Below are 14,320 nucleotides of genomic sequence, written 5' to 3'. Positions count from 1 at the left end.
CATCCATGTCTGTCCTGGAGATCACCGATCTGCACGTCACCGTCGAGACCGAGGCGGGCACCACGCCGATCCTCAACGGCATCACTCTCACGATCCGCACGGGGGAGACCCACGCGATCATGGGCCCCAACGGCTCCGGCAAGTCCACTCTGGCGTACACGATCGCCGGTCACCCCAAGTACACCGTCACCGGCGGCACCATCACGCTGGACGGCGAGGACGTCCTCGCGATGAGCGTCGATGAGCGCGCCCGCGCGGGCCTCTTCCTGGCCATGCAGTACCCGGTCGAGATCCCCGGCGTGACGGTCACGAACTTCCTCCGCACGGCCAAGACCGCGCTGGACGGCGAGGCCCCCTCGATCCGCCAGTGGACGAAGGACGTCAAGGAGTCCATGGCGAACCTGCGCATGGACCCGAAGTTCGCGCAGCGCAACGTGAACGAGGGCTTCTCCGGCGGCGAGAAGAAGCGCCACGAGATCCTGCAGCTCGAGGTCCTCAAGCCGAAGATCGCCGTGCTCGACGAGACCGACTCCGGCCTCGACGTCGACGCGCTCAAGATCGTCTCGGCGGGCGTCAACCGCGCCAAGGAGCACACGAACCTCGGTGTGCTGCTCATCACGCACTACACCCGCATCCTGCGCTACATCCGCCCGGACTACGTGCACGTGGTCGTCGCGGGCAAGATCGTCGAAGAGGGCGGCGCGGAGCTCGCCGACCGTCTCGAGGACGAGGGCTACGACCGCTTCCTCGACCCCAGCGCTCCCATCGAAGCGTAGGCTGGAAGCCATGACGGCAACGCTGACCGGAGAGAAGTACGACGAGGTCACCGAGGCGCTCAAGGATGTCGTGGACCCCGAGCTCGGGATCAACGTCGTCGACCTCGGTCTCATCTACGATCTCTCCTGGGACGAGGAGAACGACGCCCTCGTCATCCACATGACGCTGACGAGCGCCGGGTGCCCGCTCACCGATGTGCTCGAGGAGCAGACCGGACAGGCGCTGGACGACGTCGTCGACCGCTTCCGCATCAACTGGGTGTGGATGCCGCCGTGGGGTCCCGAGCGGATCACCGATGACGGGCGCGACCAGATGCGCGCACTCGGCTTCGCGATCTGAGACGCCGATACCAAGGGTCTGACGCCGTATGACGGCGTCAGGCCCTTCGTCGTCGCTGCGTGGATAGGGTCGGAGGGTGACCACCGCCGCCCGCACCGCACTGCACGCTTTGCCGCTCGACCAGCTCCGCCGCCGGTCCAGCACGAAGTGGCGGACGTATCCCGACGACGTCCTGCCGCTGTTCGTCGCGGAGATGGACTTCCCGCTGGCAGACGCGATCACGGCGCGACTGCATGAGGCGGTGGAGCTCGGCGACACCGGCTACACGCCGCCCGACCCCGGGATCCGCGCGGCGTTCACGGCCTATGCCCAGCGTCGATTCGGATGGACCGTGCAGCCGGAGCGGATCCGCTCGACCTGCGACGTGATGATGGGCGTCGTGGAGATCCTCCGTGCGGTGCTGGATCCGGGGGATCGCGTGATCGTCGCACCGCCCGTCTACCCGCCGTTCTTCGACTGCATCGAGGAGGCGGGGGGCGTCGCCGAACGCGTCCCTCTCATCGACGTGGACGGCTCCTGGGCGCTCGATCTGGCGGGCATCGAGCGGGCGCTGGCGGGCGGGGCTCGCGCCGTGCTCCTCTGCAACCCGCACAATCCGACCGGCACCGTGCACTCCCGTGCGGCGCTCGCGCGGCTCGCCGAGATCGCGGCGGAGCACGATGCCGTGGTCGTCAGCGATGAGATCCATGCACCCCTGGTGCAGCCGGGCGTCGACTTCACGCCGTTCCTGGCGGCGTCTCCGATCGCCGCGGAGATCGGGTACGTGGTCACGAGCGCGAGCAAGGCGTACAACCTCGCGGGCCTCAAGTGCGCGGTCATGGTGACGGCGAGCGAGCGCACCGCCGCCGTGGTCCGCGCACTGCCGCCCGAGGTCGAGTGGCGCACGGGGCTGCTCGGGGCGCTGGCGGCCGTCGCCGCCTGGGATCCGGACAGCGACGCCTGGCTGGAGGCGCTGCTGGCGGCGCTGGACGACAACCGCCGTCTGCTCGGGCGCCTGCTCGCCGAGCATCTGCCGGAGGCGCGCTACCGGCTGCCCGACGCGGGGTACCTCGCCTGGGTCGACCTGCGCGATCTCGGATGGGGCGACGATCCTGCGAGACGGATCCTGCGCGAAGCACGCGTCGCGCTCAACCGCGGGCCGACCTTCGGGGACGAGGGCCGCGGTCACGTCCGTTTCAACCTGGGCTGCTCTCCCGAGGTGCTGACCGAGGCGGTGCTGCGCATCGCCGCGCTGGTGCGCCGGTGACGTCGCGCGCCTCCGCACCGACCATCTGGGACCGGCGTCGGCTCGGGATCACGGTCGGATCGGTCGTGCTCATCCTGCTCGGCGCCATCGAAGCGCTGGCGGTGACGACGGTCATGCCCCTGGTCGCCGCCGATCTGCGCGGCGATGCGCTGTACGCGGTGGCTTTCGCGGGCACTCTGGCCACCGGCGTGATCGGCATGGTCGCGAGCGGAGCCTGGAGCGACCGGAACGGCCCCCGTGCGCCGCTGTACACCGCGGTCGGGCTTTTCATCGCCGGTCTGGTGATCGCCGGACTCGCGACCGACATGTACACCCTGGTGCTGGGGCGGCTCGTCCAGGGCCTCGGCGGCGGCGGTCAGACCGTCGCGCTGTATGTCGTCGTGGCGCGCGTCTACCCGCCTTCGCTGCACGGACGCATCTTCGCCGCCTTCGCGGCGGCCTGGGTCATCCCGTCGATGATCGGACCGTTCCTGGCCGGCGCGGTCGCGCAGTATCTGCACTGGCGCTGGACGTTCCTCGGCGTCGCGGTGCTCAACGTGATCGCATTCCTCCTCGTCGTCGCGCGACTTCGCACCGTCGATCTGCGTACGCACCCCGACGGTGACGGCGCGCACACGGCGCCGACCGGTGGGCGCATCGGCCTCAGGATCCTGCTCTCCGTGGTCGTCGCGATCGCCGCCGTCGCGGTGGGATTCGCCTCCGACGCCACTCCGGTGATCGGGTGGCCGGTCGCGCTCGTCTCGATCATCGCGATCGCCGTCTCGATCCGGCCGCTCCTGCCGAAGGGGGCGCTGCGCGCCGCGCCGGGGCTCCCGAGCGTCGTGCTGGTGCGCGGTCTCGTCGCCGGCGCCTTCTTCGCCGCCGAGGCCTACGTGCCCCGCATGCTGATGGAGCGGTTCGGGTTCAGTCCGACGATCGCAGGGCTCGCGCTGACCGCGGCGGCGCTCGCGTGGTCGGGCGCCTCCGCGGTGCAGGGACGCTACGGCGAGCGGCTGGGCAGCCGCCGGATGGTGCTCATCAGCGCGACACTGATGACCGCGGGTCTCGTGGGTCTCATCGCCGTCGCACTGACACGGTCCCAGCCGTGGGCCGTCGTGGTGCTCTGGGGGATCGCCGGTGGCGGCATCGGTCTCATCTACCCGCGTCTGAACGTGCTGACCCTGGCCTACTCGACGCCGGTGGACGAGGGATTCAACTCCTCGGCCCTCTCGATCTCGGATTCGACGGGATCGGCGGTCACGATCGCTCTCGCCGGATTGATGTTCGTCAGCCTGCCCGTCGCCGGTTCGGGCTTTCCGACGGTCTTCGCCGTGTCGGTCGTCGCCCTCCTGATCGCGCTGCTCCCGGGCCTGCGGATCGGCGACGGACCGCGGAGCGTCGCGGTGCCGGCGGACCTCAGTGCCGCGACCTCGCCCGATCCGCACCGAGGCTGATCAAGGAGATCCCCGCCTCGAACACGGCGGCGTCGGTGGCCCGGTCGTCCAGGGCGCCTGCGGTGCTGGCGGCGCCATGGCTCTCGCCGTGCATCCGCTGCTGCACGAGCGTCGTGTGGCCGAGCACGAACTGCAGCACGGCAGTGGCGGCTAGATCCGCGTCGTCGACGTCCCCGGGCAGGGCGCTGCGGAGGACGTCCTGTGCGCGCGACGGTCCGGGACGCAGTGCCGCGGAGCTCATCACGACCTCGGCGCCGTCGCGGTGCGTGAGGAGGGCATCGCGCACCGCGCGCGCCGCTGCCAGCAGATCCAGGCCCGCGGAGGGTTCGGGGATGCGCGCCAGGATGCGATCCGAGACCGCGGCGAGGAGATCCTGCTTGCTGTCGAAGTGCCAATAGAGGGCGCTCGCCTGCACGTCCAGCTCGGTGGCGAGCCGGCGCATGGTGAGGTCAGGAAGGCCGAAGCGGTCCAGCAGATCGAGCGCGACGCCGACGATGTGCTCGCGGTCGTGCCGTCCGGTACGCGGGGGAGTCATGATCTGACTATACTGAACGCCGTTCAGGTGAACAGTGTTCAGGAGCGTGCTGCGGCGGAAACGGCCGGCGCGCCGCAGACCCGAAAGAGACTTCCATGACGACGACCACCCGTTCCTGGGGCGCCGACGCCGCCCGCATCGCCGTTTTCGCCGCGCTGATCATCGCACTCGGACTGGTGATCGTCCCGCTGCCCGGGGGCGTCCCCATCACCGGGCAGACCCTCGGAGTGATGCTCGCAGGCCTGGTCCTGGGGCCGCGCATCGCGCCTCTCTCGATTCTCACGGTGCTGGCTCTCGCCGCGGTCGGTCTTCCCGTGCTCGCCGGAGGGCGCGGGGGACTGGGCGTGTTCTTCGGGCCCAGTGCCGGCTATCTGATCGGCTGGATCTTCGGCGTGATCGTGATCGGGCTGATCGCCGGCTCCCGGCGCCTGAGCTGGTGGCGCGCCGGATCCGCCGTGCTCCTCGGCGGCATCGGCACGGTCTACCTGTTCGGGATCCCGGTACAGGCCCTCGTGACGGGGGTGCCGCTCGGAGCGACCGCGCTGTCGAGCCTCGTGTTCCTGCCGGGCGATCTGATCAAGGCCGTCGTCGCGACCGTGCTCGGCGTGGCGCTGCAGCGCGCGTATCCGCGCGCGTTCGCACGGACGTCTCTTCGTGTCGCCTGACGTCGAACTGCGCTCGGTCACGCTGCGCGTCGAGGAGCGCACGATCCTCGACGACGTCTCGCTGCGCCTGACCGCTCGCCGGACCGCGGTGATCGGAGCGAACGGCTCCGGGAAGTCGAGTCTTGCCCGGCTGCTGAACGGCCTGTACGTCGCGACCACCGGGACCGTGCGGGTGGCGGGCATGGATCCGTCCCGGGACCCGCGGGCGGTGCGGCGTCACGTCGGCTTCGTCTTCGCCGACCCGGAGGCGCAGATCCTGATGCCCACGCCCGCCGAGGACCTCGCCCTCTCGCTCCGCGGGCTGACGCCGCGGGAGCGCGACGAGCGCGTCGAGGCGGCGCTCGCGCTGTGCGGACTCGATGCGCTCCGCGACGCGCCCGTATCCGAACTGTCCGGCGGGCAGAAGCAGCTCCTCGCGCTGACCTCGGTGCTCATCGCGCGTCCGGCGCTCGTGATCGCCGACGAGCCGACCACGCGTCTCGACCTGCGCAACGGCCGTCGGATCGGCGACGCCCTGCTCGAGGAGCTCGACGTCCCCCTCATCCTGGTCACGCATGACCTCGACCTCGCGCGGCGCTGCGACGAGGCCGTGCTGGTCGAACGCGGCCGCGTGCACGCGCAGGGTGCGCCGGACGACGTGATCGCGGACTACCTGCAACTGTGCGCGTGAGGGACTCCCCATGATCTCGCTCTATCGCCCCGGAACGGGGTTCCTGCACGGCGCCCCGGCCGGGCTCAAGCTCGCGCTGCTCGCGGTGGTCGCGCTCGGACTGTCGCTGCTCCCGGTGGCGCCGGGCATGATCGTGCCCGTGCTCCTCGCGGTCGTCGCGGTCAGTGCGCTCTACCCGGCGGCGGGTCTCGGCGTGCGCGCGCTGGGCTCGGCCTGGTGGCGTCTGCGCTGGCTGATCCTCATCCTGGGGGTGGCGCTGATCGTCTTCTCCGGAATCCCGGCGGCGATCGTGAGCTGCGGGCGTCTGGTGGCGCTCCTGCTGCTGGCTGAGCTGTTCACGCGCACCACGTCGATGAGCGCCCTGATGACGCTGATCACCCGGATCCTCCGCCCGCTCCGGCGTCTCGGCGTGGACGCCCAGGCCGTCGCGCTCGTGCTCTCGCTCGCCCTGACGATGGTTCCGGTGGTCGGGGGGTTCGTCCGGTCCGTGCGCGAGGCTCAGGATGCTCGCGGTGTGCGGCTGGGGCTGCGCACCGCGCTGCCGATCCTCGTGCGCACCATGCGCCATGCGGACGAGGTGGGGGAGGCGCTGGCCGCACGGGGCCTCGCGTCCTGACCTCCGGGCAGGGCGTGCGCCGGTCAGAGCCCTCACGGCTGCGCCAGCTACACTGGGAGGCTGGCCATCCGGCCGCTCACCCCCTTCTGAAGAACGGACGTCCGCTGTGCTCGCCGTGCACGACCTCGAGATCCGCGTGGGCGCGCGTCTCCTCATGGAGAACGTGTCGTTCCGCGTCGCCGACGGCGACAAGATCGGTCTGGTCGGGCGCAACGGCGCCGGCAAGACCACGTTGACGAAGGTGCTCGCGGGCGACCTCATCCCGTCCGACGGCAAGGTCGAGCGCAGCGGCGAGCTGGGCTACCTCCCGCAGGATCCCCGCTCCGGCGACCCCGAGATGCTCGCACGCACCCGCATCCTGGACGCCCGCGGACTCGGATCCCTCACCCTCCGGATCCGCGAGGCCTCTGAGGCCATGGGATCCGACGACCCGGCGGTCGCGGAGAAGGCCATGCGCCAGTTCGGCAACCTCACCGAGCGGTTCGAAGCCCTGGGCGGCTACGCGGCCGAGGCGGAGGCGGCCTCGATCGCGCACAACCTCTCGCTGCCGGACCGGATCCTCGACCAGCCGCTGAAGACGCTGTCCGGCGGTCAGCGCCGCCGCATCGAGCTCGCCCGGATCCTGTTCTCGGACGCGGAGACGATGATCCTCGACGAGCCGACCAACCACCTCGACGCGGACAGCGTCGTGTGGCTGCGCGAGTTCCTCAAGGGGTACAAGGGCGGGCTGATCGTCATCAGCCACGACGTGGAGCTCGTCGGCGAGACCGTGAACCGCGTGTTCTACCTGGACGCCAACCGCCAGATCATCGACATCTACAACATGAACTGGAAGAACTACCTGCGCCAGCGGGTGGCGGACGAGGAGCGCCGCAAGAAGGAGCGCGCGAACGCCGAGAAGAAGGCCACCTCCCTGCAGCAGCAGGCCGCGCGCTTCGGCGCCAAGGCCAGCAAGGCCGCTGCCGCGCACCAGATGGTCGCTCGGGCGGAGAAGCTGCTCTCGGGGCTGGAGGAGGTGCGGCAGGTCGACCGCGTCGCCAAGCTGCGGTTCCCGAAGCCCGCGCCCTGCGGCAAGACCCCGCTCATGGCGTCGGGGCTGTCCAAGTCCTACGGCTCCCTCGAGATCTTCACCGACGTCGATCTGGCCATCGACCGCGGCTCCAAGGTGGTCGTGCTGGGGCTCAACGGAGCGGGCAAGACCACGCTGCTGCGGATCCTCGCCGGCGTCGATCAGCCCGACACCGGCCAGCTCGAGCCGGGCCACGGTCTCAAAGTGGGGTACTACGCCCAGGAGCACGAGAACCTCGACGTGTCGCGATCGGTGCTGGAGAACATGATGTCCTCCGCCCCGGATCTCAACGAGACCGAGGCGCGCAAGGTGCTCGGATCGTTCCTGTTCACGGGCGAGGACGTGCACAAGCCCGCTGGCGTGCTGTCCGGCGGGGAGAAGACCCGTCTGTCGCTCGCGACGCTCGTCGTCTCGGCCGCGAACATGCTGCTGCTCGACGAGCCCACGAACAACCTCGACCCGGCGTCGCGCGAGGAGATCCTCGGCGCGCTCGCGCACTACGAGGGCGCGGTCGTGCTCGTCTCGCACGATCCCGGCGCGGTGGCGTCGCTCAACCCGGAGCGCGTGCTCATCCTTCCGGACGGCGTCGAGGACATCTGGAGCAAGGAGTATCAGGAGCTCATCGAACTCGCCTGATCCTCGGCCCCGTCCTTCCGGCGTCCGTGCCCGGCCGTAGCATTCGCGTTGTGGAACTGCGCGCGATCTGCTGGGACTGGAACGGCACGCTGCTCGACGACGCCGATGTGTGCCGACGGGTGATGAACCGGGTGCTCGCGCAGTACGGACTTGCTCCCCTCGAGGATCTCGCCGCGTACCGCGCTCTCTTCCGCTTTCCGATCCGGGACTTCTACGCGTCGACCGGGCTGGGGGACGACGTCTTCCGGGCCGCGGCGACGCAGTATCTGGAGTGGCTCGATGAGAGCATCGACGAGGCGGGTCTGCAGCCGGACGTCGAGCGCACCCTGACTCGGATGTCGGATCGTGGCGTTCTTCAGGTGCTCGCCTCTGCGACCCTGCCCGGCCCGCTCGAGAGGCAGCTGCATCCTCATGGCGTCGCCCGGCACTTCGCCCGGATCCTGTCGATCGCCGACCCGTACCAGGCCTCGAAACGGGAGGTGATCGCGGACTGGCTGCGGGAATCCGGCTTCGCGGCCGAGGAGGTTCTCATGGTCGGGGACACGAATCACGATCGCGAGATCGCCGCGGCGCTCGGAACCCGGTTCCTGCATTTCGACCGCGGGCATCAGGCCGCACCTGCTGGGGTGCCCACGATCCAGGCACTCGACGAACTCGTCGCGTGGCTCTGAGCACGCCGGGCTCTGAGCATCGCGGGGCTCTGAACGCCGCGGGGCTCAGCGCGACTCGACGGCGTCGAGGAGAGCGTCCTCATCGTCCATGTCGCGATCGCGGCGGCGCCGCGGCTGCCGCGGGGCCCGGCCCGCGGCTTCGTCGCGGTGCTTCACGACCTCGGTGCGGATCACGTAGCCGATGAAGATGAAGCCCATGATCGCGAACAGGATCCACTGGATCGCGTAGGAGAGGAACGGTCCCGGATCGTCCGACGGCGCGTCGAACGCGTGCGGTCGGGAGGAAGGGGCGGGCGACTCGCTCACCAGCTCGCCGTACGCTCCGGTGTCGACCGCGGATCCGCCGTCGATCTTGTCGGCGACCAGAGGCAGGTTGATGCTGGGCACCTGCCCGGACGGAGCTCCGCGACCCGATGGCGGCAGCGGCTCGTTGGGCCGCAGACGCGCGACGACCGTGGTCTCGCCCGCGGGCGGCGCGGGAATGGAGGTCGGCACGTCGGATCCCTCGCCCGCCACGACCCAGCCGCGGTTCACGATGAACACTCGGCCGCCGTCGGTGCGGAAGGGCACGAGCACCTCGAAGGCGCTGGTGCCGCCGTGCGGGCGATTGCGCACGAGCAGGCTGTCGTCGGGCTCGTACCTGCCGTGCAGGGTGACGGGGTGCCACTGCGCCGACTGCGGCAGCGTCGCGCCGGCCGGCAGCAGATCGTCCAGAGCGACCGGCTTCGCGTCGTAGTTGCGCTGCACGAGCTCGAGCTGCGTCTGTCGTCCGTCGTTGCGGGAGAACTGCCAGTTCGAGAGATAGGCGCAGACGACCGCGAACACGATCGCGACGGCGAGATAGGCGCTCCAGCGGAGCAGGCGCTGCCTCATCATTCGAGTTCGCCCTCTCCGACCGCCGCGTCGATCCGTGCGGGGAAGTCACGCGCGCGCAGATAGTCGTAGAGGAACCGCAGATGCTCGCCGCACGCGAGCCAGACCTTCTCGCGCTCCGGCCCGTGGATGCGCGGGTTGCGCCAGACGATGCGGTGCGTGGCGGCGGCGCGGCATCCCGCCCGGGAGCATTTCAGCTCCGGAGTCGGCGCGTTCATGAGCGCGGCTCGGCGAAGCGTGCGGGCGTCTCGGCGACCGTGATCACCTGCGGGCCGCGCGGACTCTCGTCCTGTTGTGCCGTGGGCGCCTCGAGCTCGATGAGCGGCGATTCCACGTCGGTGGGGACCGAGTCGTCGCCCGCATTGGCGAACACGACGGCGACGTAAGGCAGGACGGCCGCGGCGATCGCGAACACCCACGTCCACCAGCCCATCGGCTGCACCGTGAAGACAAGGATGAAGCAGACGGTGCGGATCCCCATGGTGATCGCGTAATGGCGCACGCGTTCACGCGCCTCGTCGCGCGGAGCGCGCGGCAGGGAGGTCACGGCGGCGTCTGGAGTCCTTCTCACGATGACTCCAGCCTACGCCGCCGCGACCCCCGGGGTCGTCGCGGAGGGCGACTCAGTAGCCGCTGTTGCCCTGGGAGATGCCGTACCCGATGAGCAGCAGGAATCCGATGCCGATGATCAGGTTGATGACCGCTCCGACGTAGCCGAGAACGAGGCCGGTGATCGCGATCCCCTTCCCGCCCAGTCCCGGATCCCGCTTGATCCTGCCGAGGGCGAGGTGGCCCGTGATGATCGCCGTCACCGCGGCCAGGAACGGGAGCACGATGTACGCGAGCCAGAACAGCGCCACGCCCGCGATTCCGCAGATCAGCGCGGTGACTGCGAGGCCGTTCGACTTCGCCGGGACCGGATAGGGCGGGGAGTACGGCTGCGCGTAGCCCGGCGCCGGGTAGCCGGGCGTCGAGGGCGCGGCCCCGGGATAGCCCGGTGCGGCTGAAGGACCGGCCGGGTAAGCGGGCTGCTGCGGTGCCGCGGCCGGATAGGTCGGCGGGGTCTGCTGCGGCGCGGGCTGCTGAGGCGCTGCACCGGGGTAGGCCGGTGCCGGCGGGACGGGCGACGGCGGCGTCGGCGCGCCGGTGGGGTAGGCCGGCTGCTGCGGCGGCACCGGGGCGCCCGGGTATGCGGGGGGCTGCTGCCCCTGGGGCGGAATCCCGCCGTTGTCGTTGCTCATGCGCTTCCTCCTGGTTCATCACAAAGATTTCCGTGCTGTCAGGGCCATGTCAATTCCTGGGCGAAGGTCCGCTCGCTAGGCTTGCGTGCCGTACACCTCGATTCTTGGGAGCCCTGCATGAGCACTGATCGCGTCGTCCTGGTCACCGGCGGAAACCGCGGCATCGGCCGCGCCATCGCCGAGCGCTTCGTGCGCGAAGGCTACCGGGTCGCCGTCACCGCCCGCAGCGGCGAGGGCCCCGAGGGCACGCTGACCGTCCGGGCCGATGTCACCGACGGGGCCGCGGTGGACGCGGCCTTCACCGAGGTCGAGCAGAAGCTCGGACCGGTCGAGATCGTGGTCGCGAACGCGGGCATCACCAAGGACACGCTGCTGCTGCGGATGTCCGAGGACGACTTCGACAGCGTGGTCTCCACCAATCTCGGCGGGTCGTTCCGAGTGGTCAAGCGCGCCTCCAAGGGGATGCTCAAGGCGCGCTTCGGCCGGGTGATCCTCATCTCCAGCGTCGTCGGCCTGTACGGGTCGGCGGGGCAGATCAACTACGCGGCGTCCAAGAGCGCCCTCGTGGGCTTCGCCCGCTCGCTCACCCGTGAGCTGGGTGCCCGCGGCATCACCGCGAACGTCGTCGCTCCGGGGTTCATCGAGACCGATATGACGGCGGAGCTCCCCGAGGACACCCAGAAGCAGTACAAGGCGAGCATCCCGGCCGGACGTTTCGCCTCCGCCGACGAGGTCGCGGGCGTCGTCACCTGGCTCGCGTCCGATGACGCCGCCTACATCTCCGGTGCGGTGATCCCCGTCGACGGCGGCCTCGGCATGGGGCACTGATCCCGCGATCTCGTCGGGCCGCCTCAGCGCACCGACGAGATCAGCAGCTCTGCGAGGCGCCCGGGTGCGGAGAACTGCGGCCAGTGGCCGGATCCGATCCGCACGACCTCCGCATCGCGGACGCTGCGGTACTCCTCGCCGTAGGAGTCCCACTGCGCGAGGAACGACTCCAGCTGCTCCTGCTCCAGGGAGCCCATCAGCAGCGTGACGGGCACGTCGAACCGGCGCTCGTCGGTGAGGGGGAGGGGATCGGTCGGCACGTGCTTCGGCACGCTTCTGGCCTCGCGCCCGACCGACGCCCTGGTCGCCTCGTCGAGGTCCGCCACGTCCTCGGCGTCGAAGAAGTCCCAGCCCGGGAAGGGGATCACGCCGTCCACGACCGGGAACTCGCTGATCCCGCTGCCGGGCGGTGGCGGGACCGTATCGACGAACACGGCCCGGCGCACGCGATCCGGGCGGGCGTCGACGGCGCCCCAGATGACGTTGCCGCCGCCCGAATGACCCACCAGCACCACCTCGTGCGCCGCCTCGTCGATCGCGGTCACCACGGTGTCGATCCAGTCGGTCAGGCGGACGTCTCCGGATCCGGAAGCGGGCTCGCCGACCCCGGGCAGGGTGAGCGGGCGGGGGTTGTGGCCGGCCGCGCGCAGGGGTTCGATCACGGGCGCCCATGAGGCGGCGTCGAGCCACAGGCCGGGAACGAGGATGATGTCCATGCCCCGACGCTACGGGGCGTCTCCGACATCGCGCCAGCGTCGCCCTGAGTTCTTGTGGGGTCAGGGAAGCAGCGGAACGACCTCGGCGAGATCGACGCGCTCGATCACGAGGGAGGCGGCGGCACGCACCGCGGGCTTGGCGTTGAAGGCGAGTCCGAGGCCGGCGGCCGCCATCATCTGCAGATCGTTCGCTCCGTCGCCGATCGCGATCGTCGCGTGCGGGGCGACGCCGAGCTGCGCGGCCCACTCCTGGAGGGTCGCCGCCTTCGCCGCCGCGTCGATGATCTCGCCGTCGACCCGGCCGGTCAGCGCGCCGTCCTGCACCGCCAGGCGGTTGGCGCGCCACCGGTCGACGCCGAGCGCCGGAGCCACGTGGTCGAGGATCTCGTGGAACCCGCCGGAGACCACACCGACGACGCCGCCCCGCGCGTGCACCTCGTCGATCAGCGTCCGCACGCCGGGCGTCGGCTCGATGCGGTCGCGCACCCGCGCGAAGGCCTCGATGGGGACGCCTGCGAGGGCCGCGACGCGGGATCGCAGACTCGTCGCGAAATCGACCTCCCCGCGCATGGCGGCCTCGGTCGCCGCCTGCACCTCCGCGCGCCGTCCTGCCTCGTCGGCGAGCAGTTCGATCACCTCGTCGCGGATGAGCGTGGAATCGGCATCGAGGACGACGAGGAAGCGCGCAGAGGTCACCCGACGAGCGTAGCCGTCACGACGATGCCGTCCCGGCTCTGTGTCGCGTGCGGGCGCCGCGGTCAGCGCTCGATCCGCACGCCCTTTCCGACCACCGTGAGGCCGGTCTCGGTGATGGTGAATCCGCGGTCGAGATCTCGCTCGCGATCGACGCCGACGGTCGCCCCGTCCAGCAGCACGACGTTCTTGTCCAGGATCGCGCGGTGCACGCGTGCCCCCTGCCCGACGCGCACACCGTCGAACAGCACGGAATCGGTGATCGTCGAGCCCCCGGCCGCGAGCGTCCACGGACCCACCACGCTGCGTTCGAGATGCGTGCCGGAGAGCACCGATCCGAGCGAGACGATCGAGTCGATCGCGTTGCCGATCCGGCCGACGGAGTCCCGCACGAACTTCGCGGGCGGCGAGTTCACCGCCTGCGAGTGGATCGGCCACTCCATGTTGTAGAGGTTGAAGATCGGCAGCGTCGAGATCAGGTCCATGTGGGCGTCGAAGAAGGACTCGATCGTGCCGACGTCGCGCCAGTACGAGCGATCGCGCGGCGAGGACCCGGGGACCTCGTTCTGCTTCATGTCGTAGAAGCCGGCCTCGCCCCGGTTCACGAAGTAGGGCACGATGTCGCCGCCCATGTCGTGATTCGACCCCGCGAGCTCCCCGTCGGCCTCGACGGCTTCGATGAGCGCGTCGGCGTCGAAGACGTAGTTGCCCATCGATGCGAGCACCTCGTGCGGGGAGTCCGGCAGACCTGTGGGGTCGGACGGCTTCTCCAGGAACTGGCTGATGCGTCCCGAGTCGCCGTCCGCGATGTCGATGACCCCGAACTGCGACGCGAGGGCGAGCGGCTGGCGGATGCCCGCGACCGTGGCGCGCGCTCCGGACGCGATGTGCGCGTCGATCATCTGACGGAAGTCCATCCGGTAGACGTGGTCGGCGCCGATGACGACCACGATGTCCGGTTTCTCGTCGAGGATCAGGTTCATGCTCTGCAGGATCGCGTCGGCGGAGCCGGAGAACCAGCGCTTTCCGAGGCGCTGCTGCGCGGGGACCGAGGTGACGTAGGAATCGAGCAGCGCAGACATCCGCCAGGTCTGCGAGATGTGCCGGTCGAGACTGTGGGACTTGTACTGCGTGAGCACCACGATCTGTCTCAGGCCTGAGTTGATCAGGTTCGAGATCGCGAAATCGATCAATCGGTACTGCCCGCCGAACGGCACCGCGGGCTTCGCCCGGTCCGCCGTCAGAGGCATCAACCGCTTTCCCTCGCCGCCGGCGAGGATGATCCCGAAAACCTTCTTTGGTGCCGACATGC

At 70.2% G+C, this 14,320-nt stretch carries 18 protein-coding genes; 10 read left to right on the top strand and 8 right to left on the bottom strand.

The window, feature by feature from the left end; translation table 11 throughout:
- Positions 1-5: 5 nt before the first annotated feature.
- From sufC to RL72_RS17255, 4 genes are all read left to right on the top strand, one after another.
- Positions 6-776, top strand: coding sequence for a Fe-S cluster assembly ATPase SufC (sufC, locus tag RL72_RS17270; protein WP_045252089.1), 771 nt, complete (start codon positions 6-8; stop codon positions 774-776).
- A gap of 10 nt (positions 777-786) precedes the next feature.
- A complete protein-coding gene (locus RL72_RS17265) occupies positions 787-1,116 on the top strand; it encodes a metal-sulfur cluster assembly factor (RefSeq protein ID WP_045252088.1) in 330 nt (109 codons plus the stop codon).
- Between the two features lie 76 nt (positions 1,117-1,192).
- Positions 1,193-2,362, top strand: coding sequence for a MalY/PatB family protein (locus tag RL72_RS17260; RefSeq protein ID WP_045252087.1), 1,170 nt, complete (start codon positions 1,193-1,195; stop codon positions 2,360-2,362).
- Positions 2,359-3,795, top strand: coding sequence for an MFS transporter (locus RL72_RS17255; RefSeq protein WP_045252086.1), 1,437 nt, complete (start codon positions 2,359-2,361; stop codon positions 3,793-3,795). Before RL72_RS17260 ends, RL72_RS17255 begins: the two co-directional genes overlap by 4 nt.
- Here RL72_RS17255 and RL72_RS17250 read toward each other — a convergent pair.
- Complete coding sequence (locus tag RL72_RS17250) at positions 3,758-4,330, bottom strand: TetR family transcriptional regulator (protein ID WP_045252085.1); 573 nt, start codon at positions 4,328-4,330, stop codon at positions 3,758-3,760. The genes RL72_RS17255 and RL72_RS17250 overlap by 38 nt on opposite strands.
- Positions 4,331-4,425: 95 nt before the next feature.
- Between RL72_RS17250 and RL72_RS17245 the strand changes: the two genes are divergently transcribed.
- The 5 genes from RL72_RS17245 (at position 4,426) to RL72_RS17225 (ending at position 8,657) form a co-directional block, all read left to right on the top strand.
- Positions 4,426-4,995, top strand: a complete 570-nt coding sequence (locus tag RL72_RS17245) for a biotin transporter BioY (RefSeq protein ID WP_045252084.1) — start codon at positions 4,426-4,428, stop codon at positions 4,993-4,995.
- The gene (locus tag RL72_RS17240) at positions 4,985-5,665 is read left to right on the top strand and encodes an energy-coupling factor ABC transporter ATP-binding protein (protein WP_175491163.1); all 681 of its coding nucleotides are present in this window, start codon (positions 4,985-4,987) and stop codon (positions 5,663-5,665) included. The genes RL72_RS17245 and RL72_RS17240 overlap by 11 nt, the downstream gene beginning before the upstream one ends.
- Positions 5,666-5,675: 10 nt before the next feature.
- Positions 5,676-6,281, top strand: a complete 606-nt coding sequence (locus tag RL72_RS17235) for a CbiQ family ECF transporter T component (protein WP_045252083.1) — start codon at positions 5,676-5,678, stop codon at positions 6,279-6,281.
- Between the two features lie 106 nt (positions 6,282-6,387).
- On the top strand, positions 6,388-7,986 hold the full coding sequence (locus tag RL72_RS17230) for an ABC-F family ATP-binding cassette domain-containing protein (protein ID WP_045252082.1): 1,599 nt from the start codon (positions 6,388-6,390) through the stop codon (positions 7,984-7,986).
- A 50-nt stretch (positions 7,987-8,036) separates the two neighbouring features.
- Positions 8,037-8,657, top strand: coding sequence for an HAD family hydrolase (locus RL72_RS17225; RefSeq protein ID WP_045252081.1), 621 nt, complete (start codon positions 8,037-8,039; stop codon positions 8,655-8,657).
- 45 nt (positions 8,658-8,702) lie between these two features.
- Here the strand turns inward: RL72_RS17225 and RL72_RS17220 are convergent, their stop codons facing one another.
- The 4 genes from RL72_RS17220 to RL72_RS19285 are packed head-to-tail and all read right to left on the bottom strand — an operon-like array spanning position 8,703 to position 10,771.
- Positions 8,703-9,533 (bottom strand): SURF1 family cytochrome oxidase biogenesis protein, encoded by an 831-nt coding sequence (locus tag RL72_RS17220; protein WP_045252080.1) that lies wholly within the window; start codon positions 9,531-9,533, stop codon positions 8,703-8,705.
- A complete protein-coding gene (locus tag RL72_RS17215) occupies positions 9,530-9,748 on the bottom strand; it encodes a hypothetical protein (protein ID WP_045252079.1) in 219 nt (72 codons plus the stop codon). Before RL72_RS17215 ends, RL72_RS17220 begins: the two co-directional genes overlap by 4 nt.
- Entirely contained in the window at positions 9,745-10,101 is a 357-nt protein-coding gene (locus RL72_RS17210) for a DUF3099 domain-containing protein (protein ID WP_248700512.1), read from the bottom strand. Before RL72_RS17210 ends, RL72_RS17215 begins: the two co-directional genes overlap by 4 nt.
- A gap of 52 nt (positions 10,102-10,153) precedes the next feature.
- Positions 10,154-10,771 (bottom strand): DUF4190 domain-containing protein, encoded by a 618-nt coding sequence (locus RL72_RS19285; RefSeq protein ID WP_052674477.1) that lies wholly within the window; start codon positions 10,769-10,771, stop codon positions 10,154-10,156.
- 117 nt (positions 10,772-10,888) lie between these two features.
- Here RL72_RS19285 and RL72_RS17200 point away from each other — a divergent pair, with 117 nt between their 5' ends.
- Positions 10,889-11,599: a beta-ketoacyl-ACP reductase gene (locus RL72_RS17200; RefSeq protein ID WP_045252078.1), complete on the top strand. Its 711-nt coding sequence runs from the start codon at positions 10,889-10,891 to the stop codon at positions 11,597-11,599.
- A 23-nt stretch (positions 11,600-11,622) separates the two neighbouring features.
- On the opposite strand, the gene RL72_RS17195 is transcribed toward RL72_RS17200, so the two are convergent.
- The 3 genes from RL72_RS17195 to RL72_RS17185 all read right to left on the bottom strand — a co-directional run bounded on the left by RL72_RS17195 (position 11,623) and on the right by RL72_RS17185 (position 14,318).
- Positions 11,623-12,315 carry an alpha/beta fold hydrolase gene (locus RL72_RS17195; protein ID WP_045252077.1) on the bottom strand — a complete coding sequence of 231 codons (693 nt, stop codon included), beginning with the start codon at positions 12,313-12,315 and terminating at the stop codon, positions 11,623-11,625.
- Between the two features lie 60 nt (positions 12,316-12,375).
- Positions 12,376-13,011, bottom strand: coding sequence for a phosphoserine phosphatase SerB (gene serB / locus RL72_RS17190; protein ID WP_045252076.1), 636 nt, complete (start codon positions 13,009-13,011; stop codon positions 12,376-12,378).
- A gap of 62 nt (positions 13,012-13,073) precedes the next feature.
- Positions 13,074-14,318, bottom strand: coding sequence for a glucose-1-phosphate adenylyltransferase (locus RL72_RS17185; RefSeq protein ID WP_045252075.1), 1,245 nt, complete (start codon positions 14,316-14,318; stop codon positions 13,074-13,076).
- Between the last annotated feature and the right edge of the window lie 2 nt (positions 14,319-14,320).

The organism is Microbacterium azadirachtae, assembly GCF_000956545.1.
Classification (GTDB): Bacteria; Actinomycetota; Actinomycetes; order Actinomycetales; family Microbacteriaceae; genus Microbacterium; species Microbacterium azadirachtae.
This window is presented reverse-complemented; position numbering and strand designations above follow the sequence as displayed.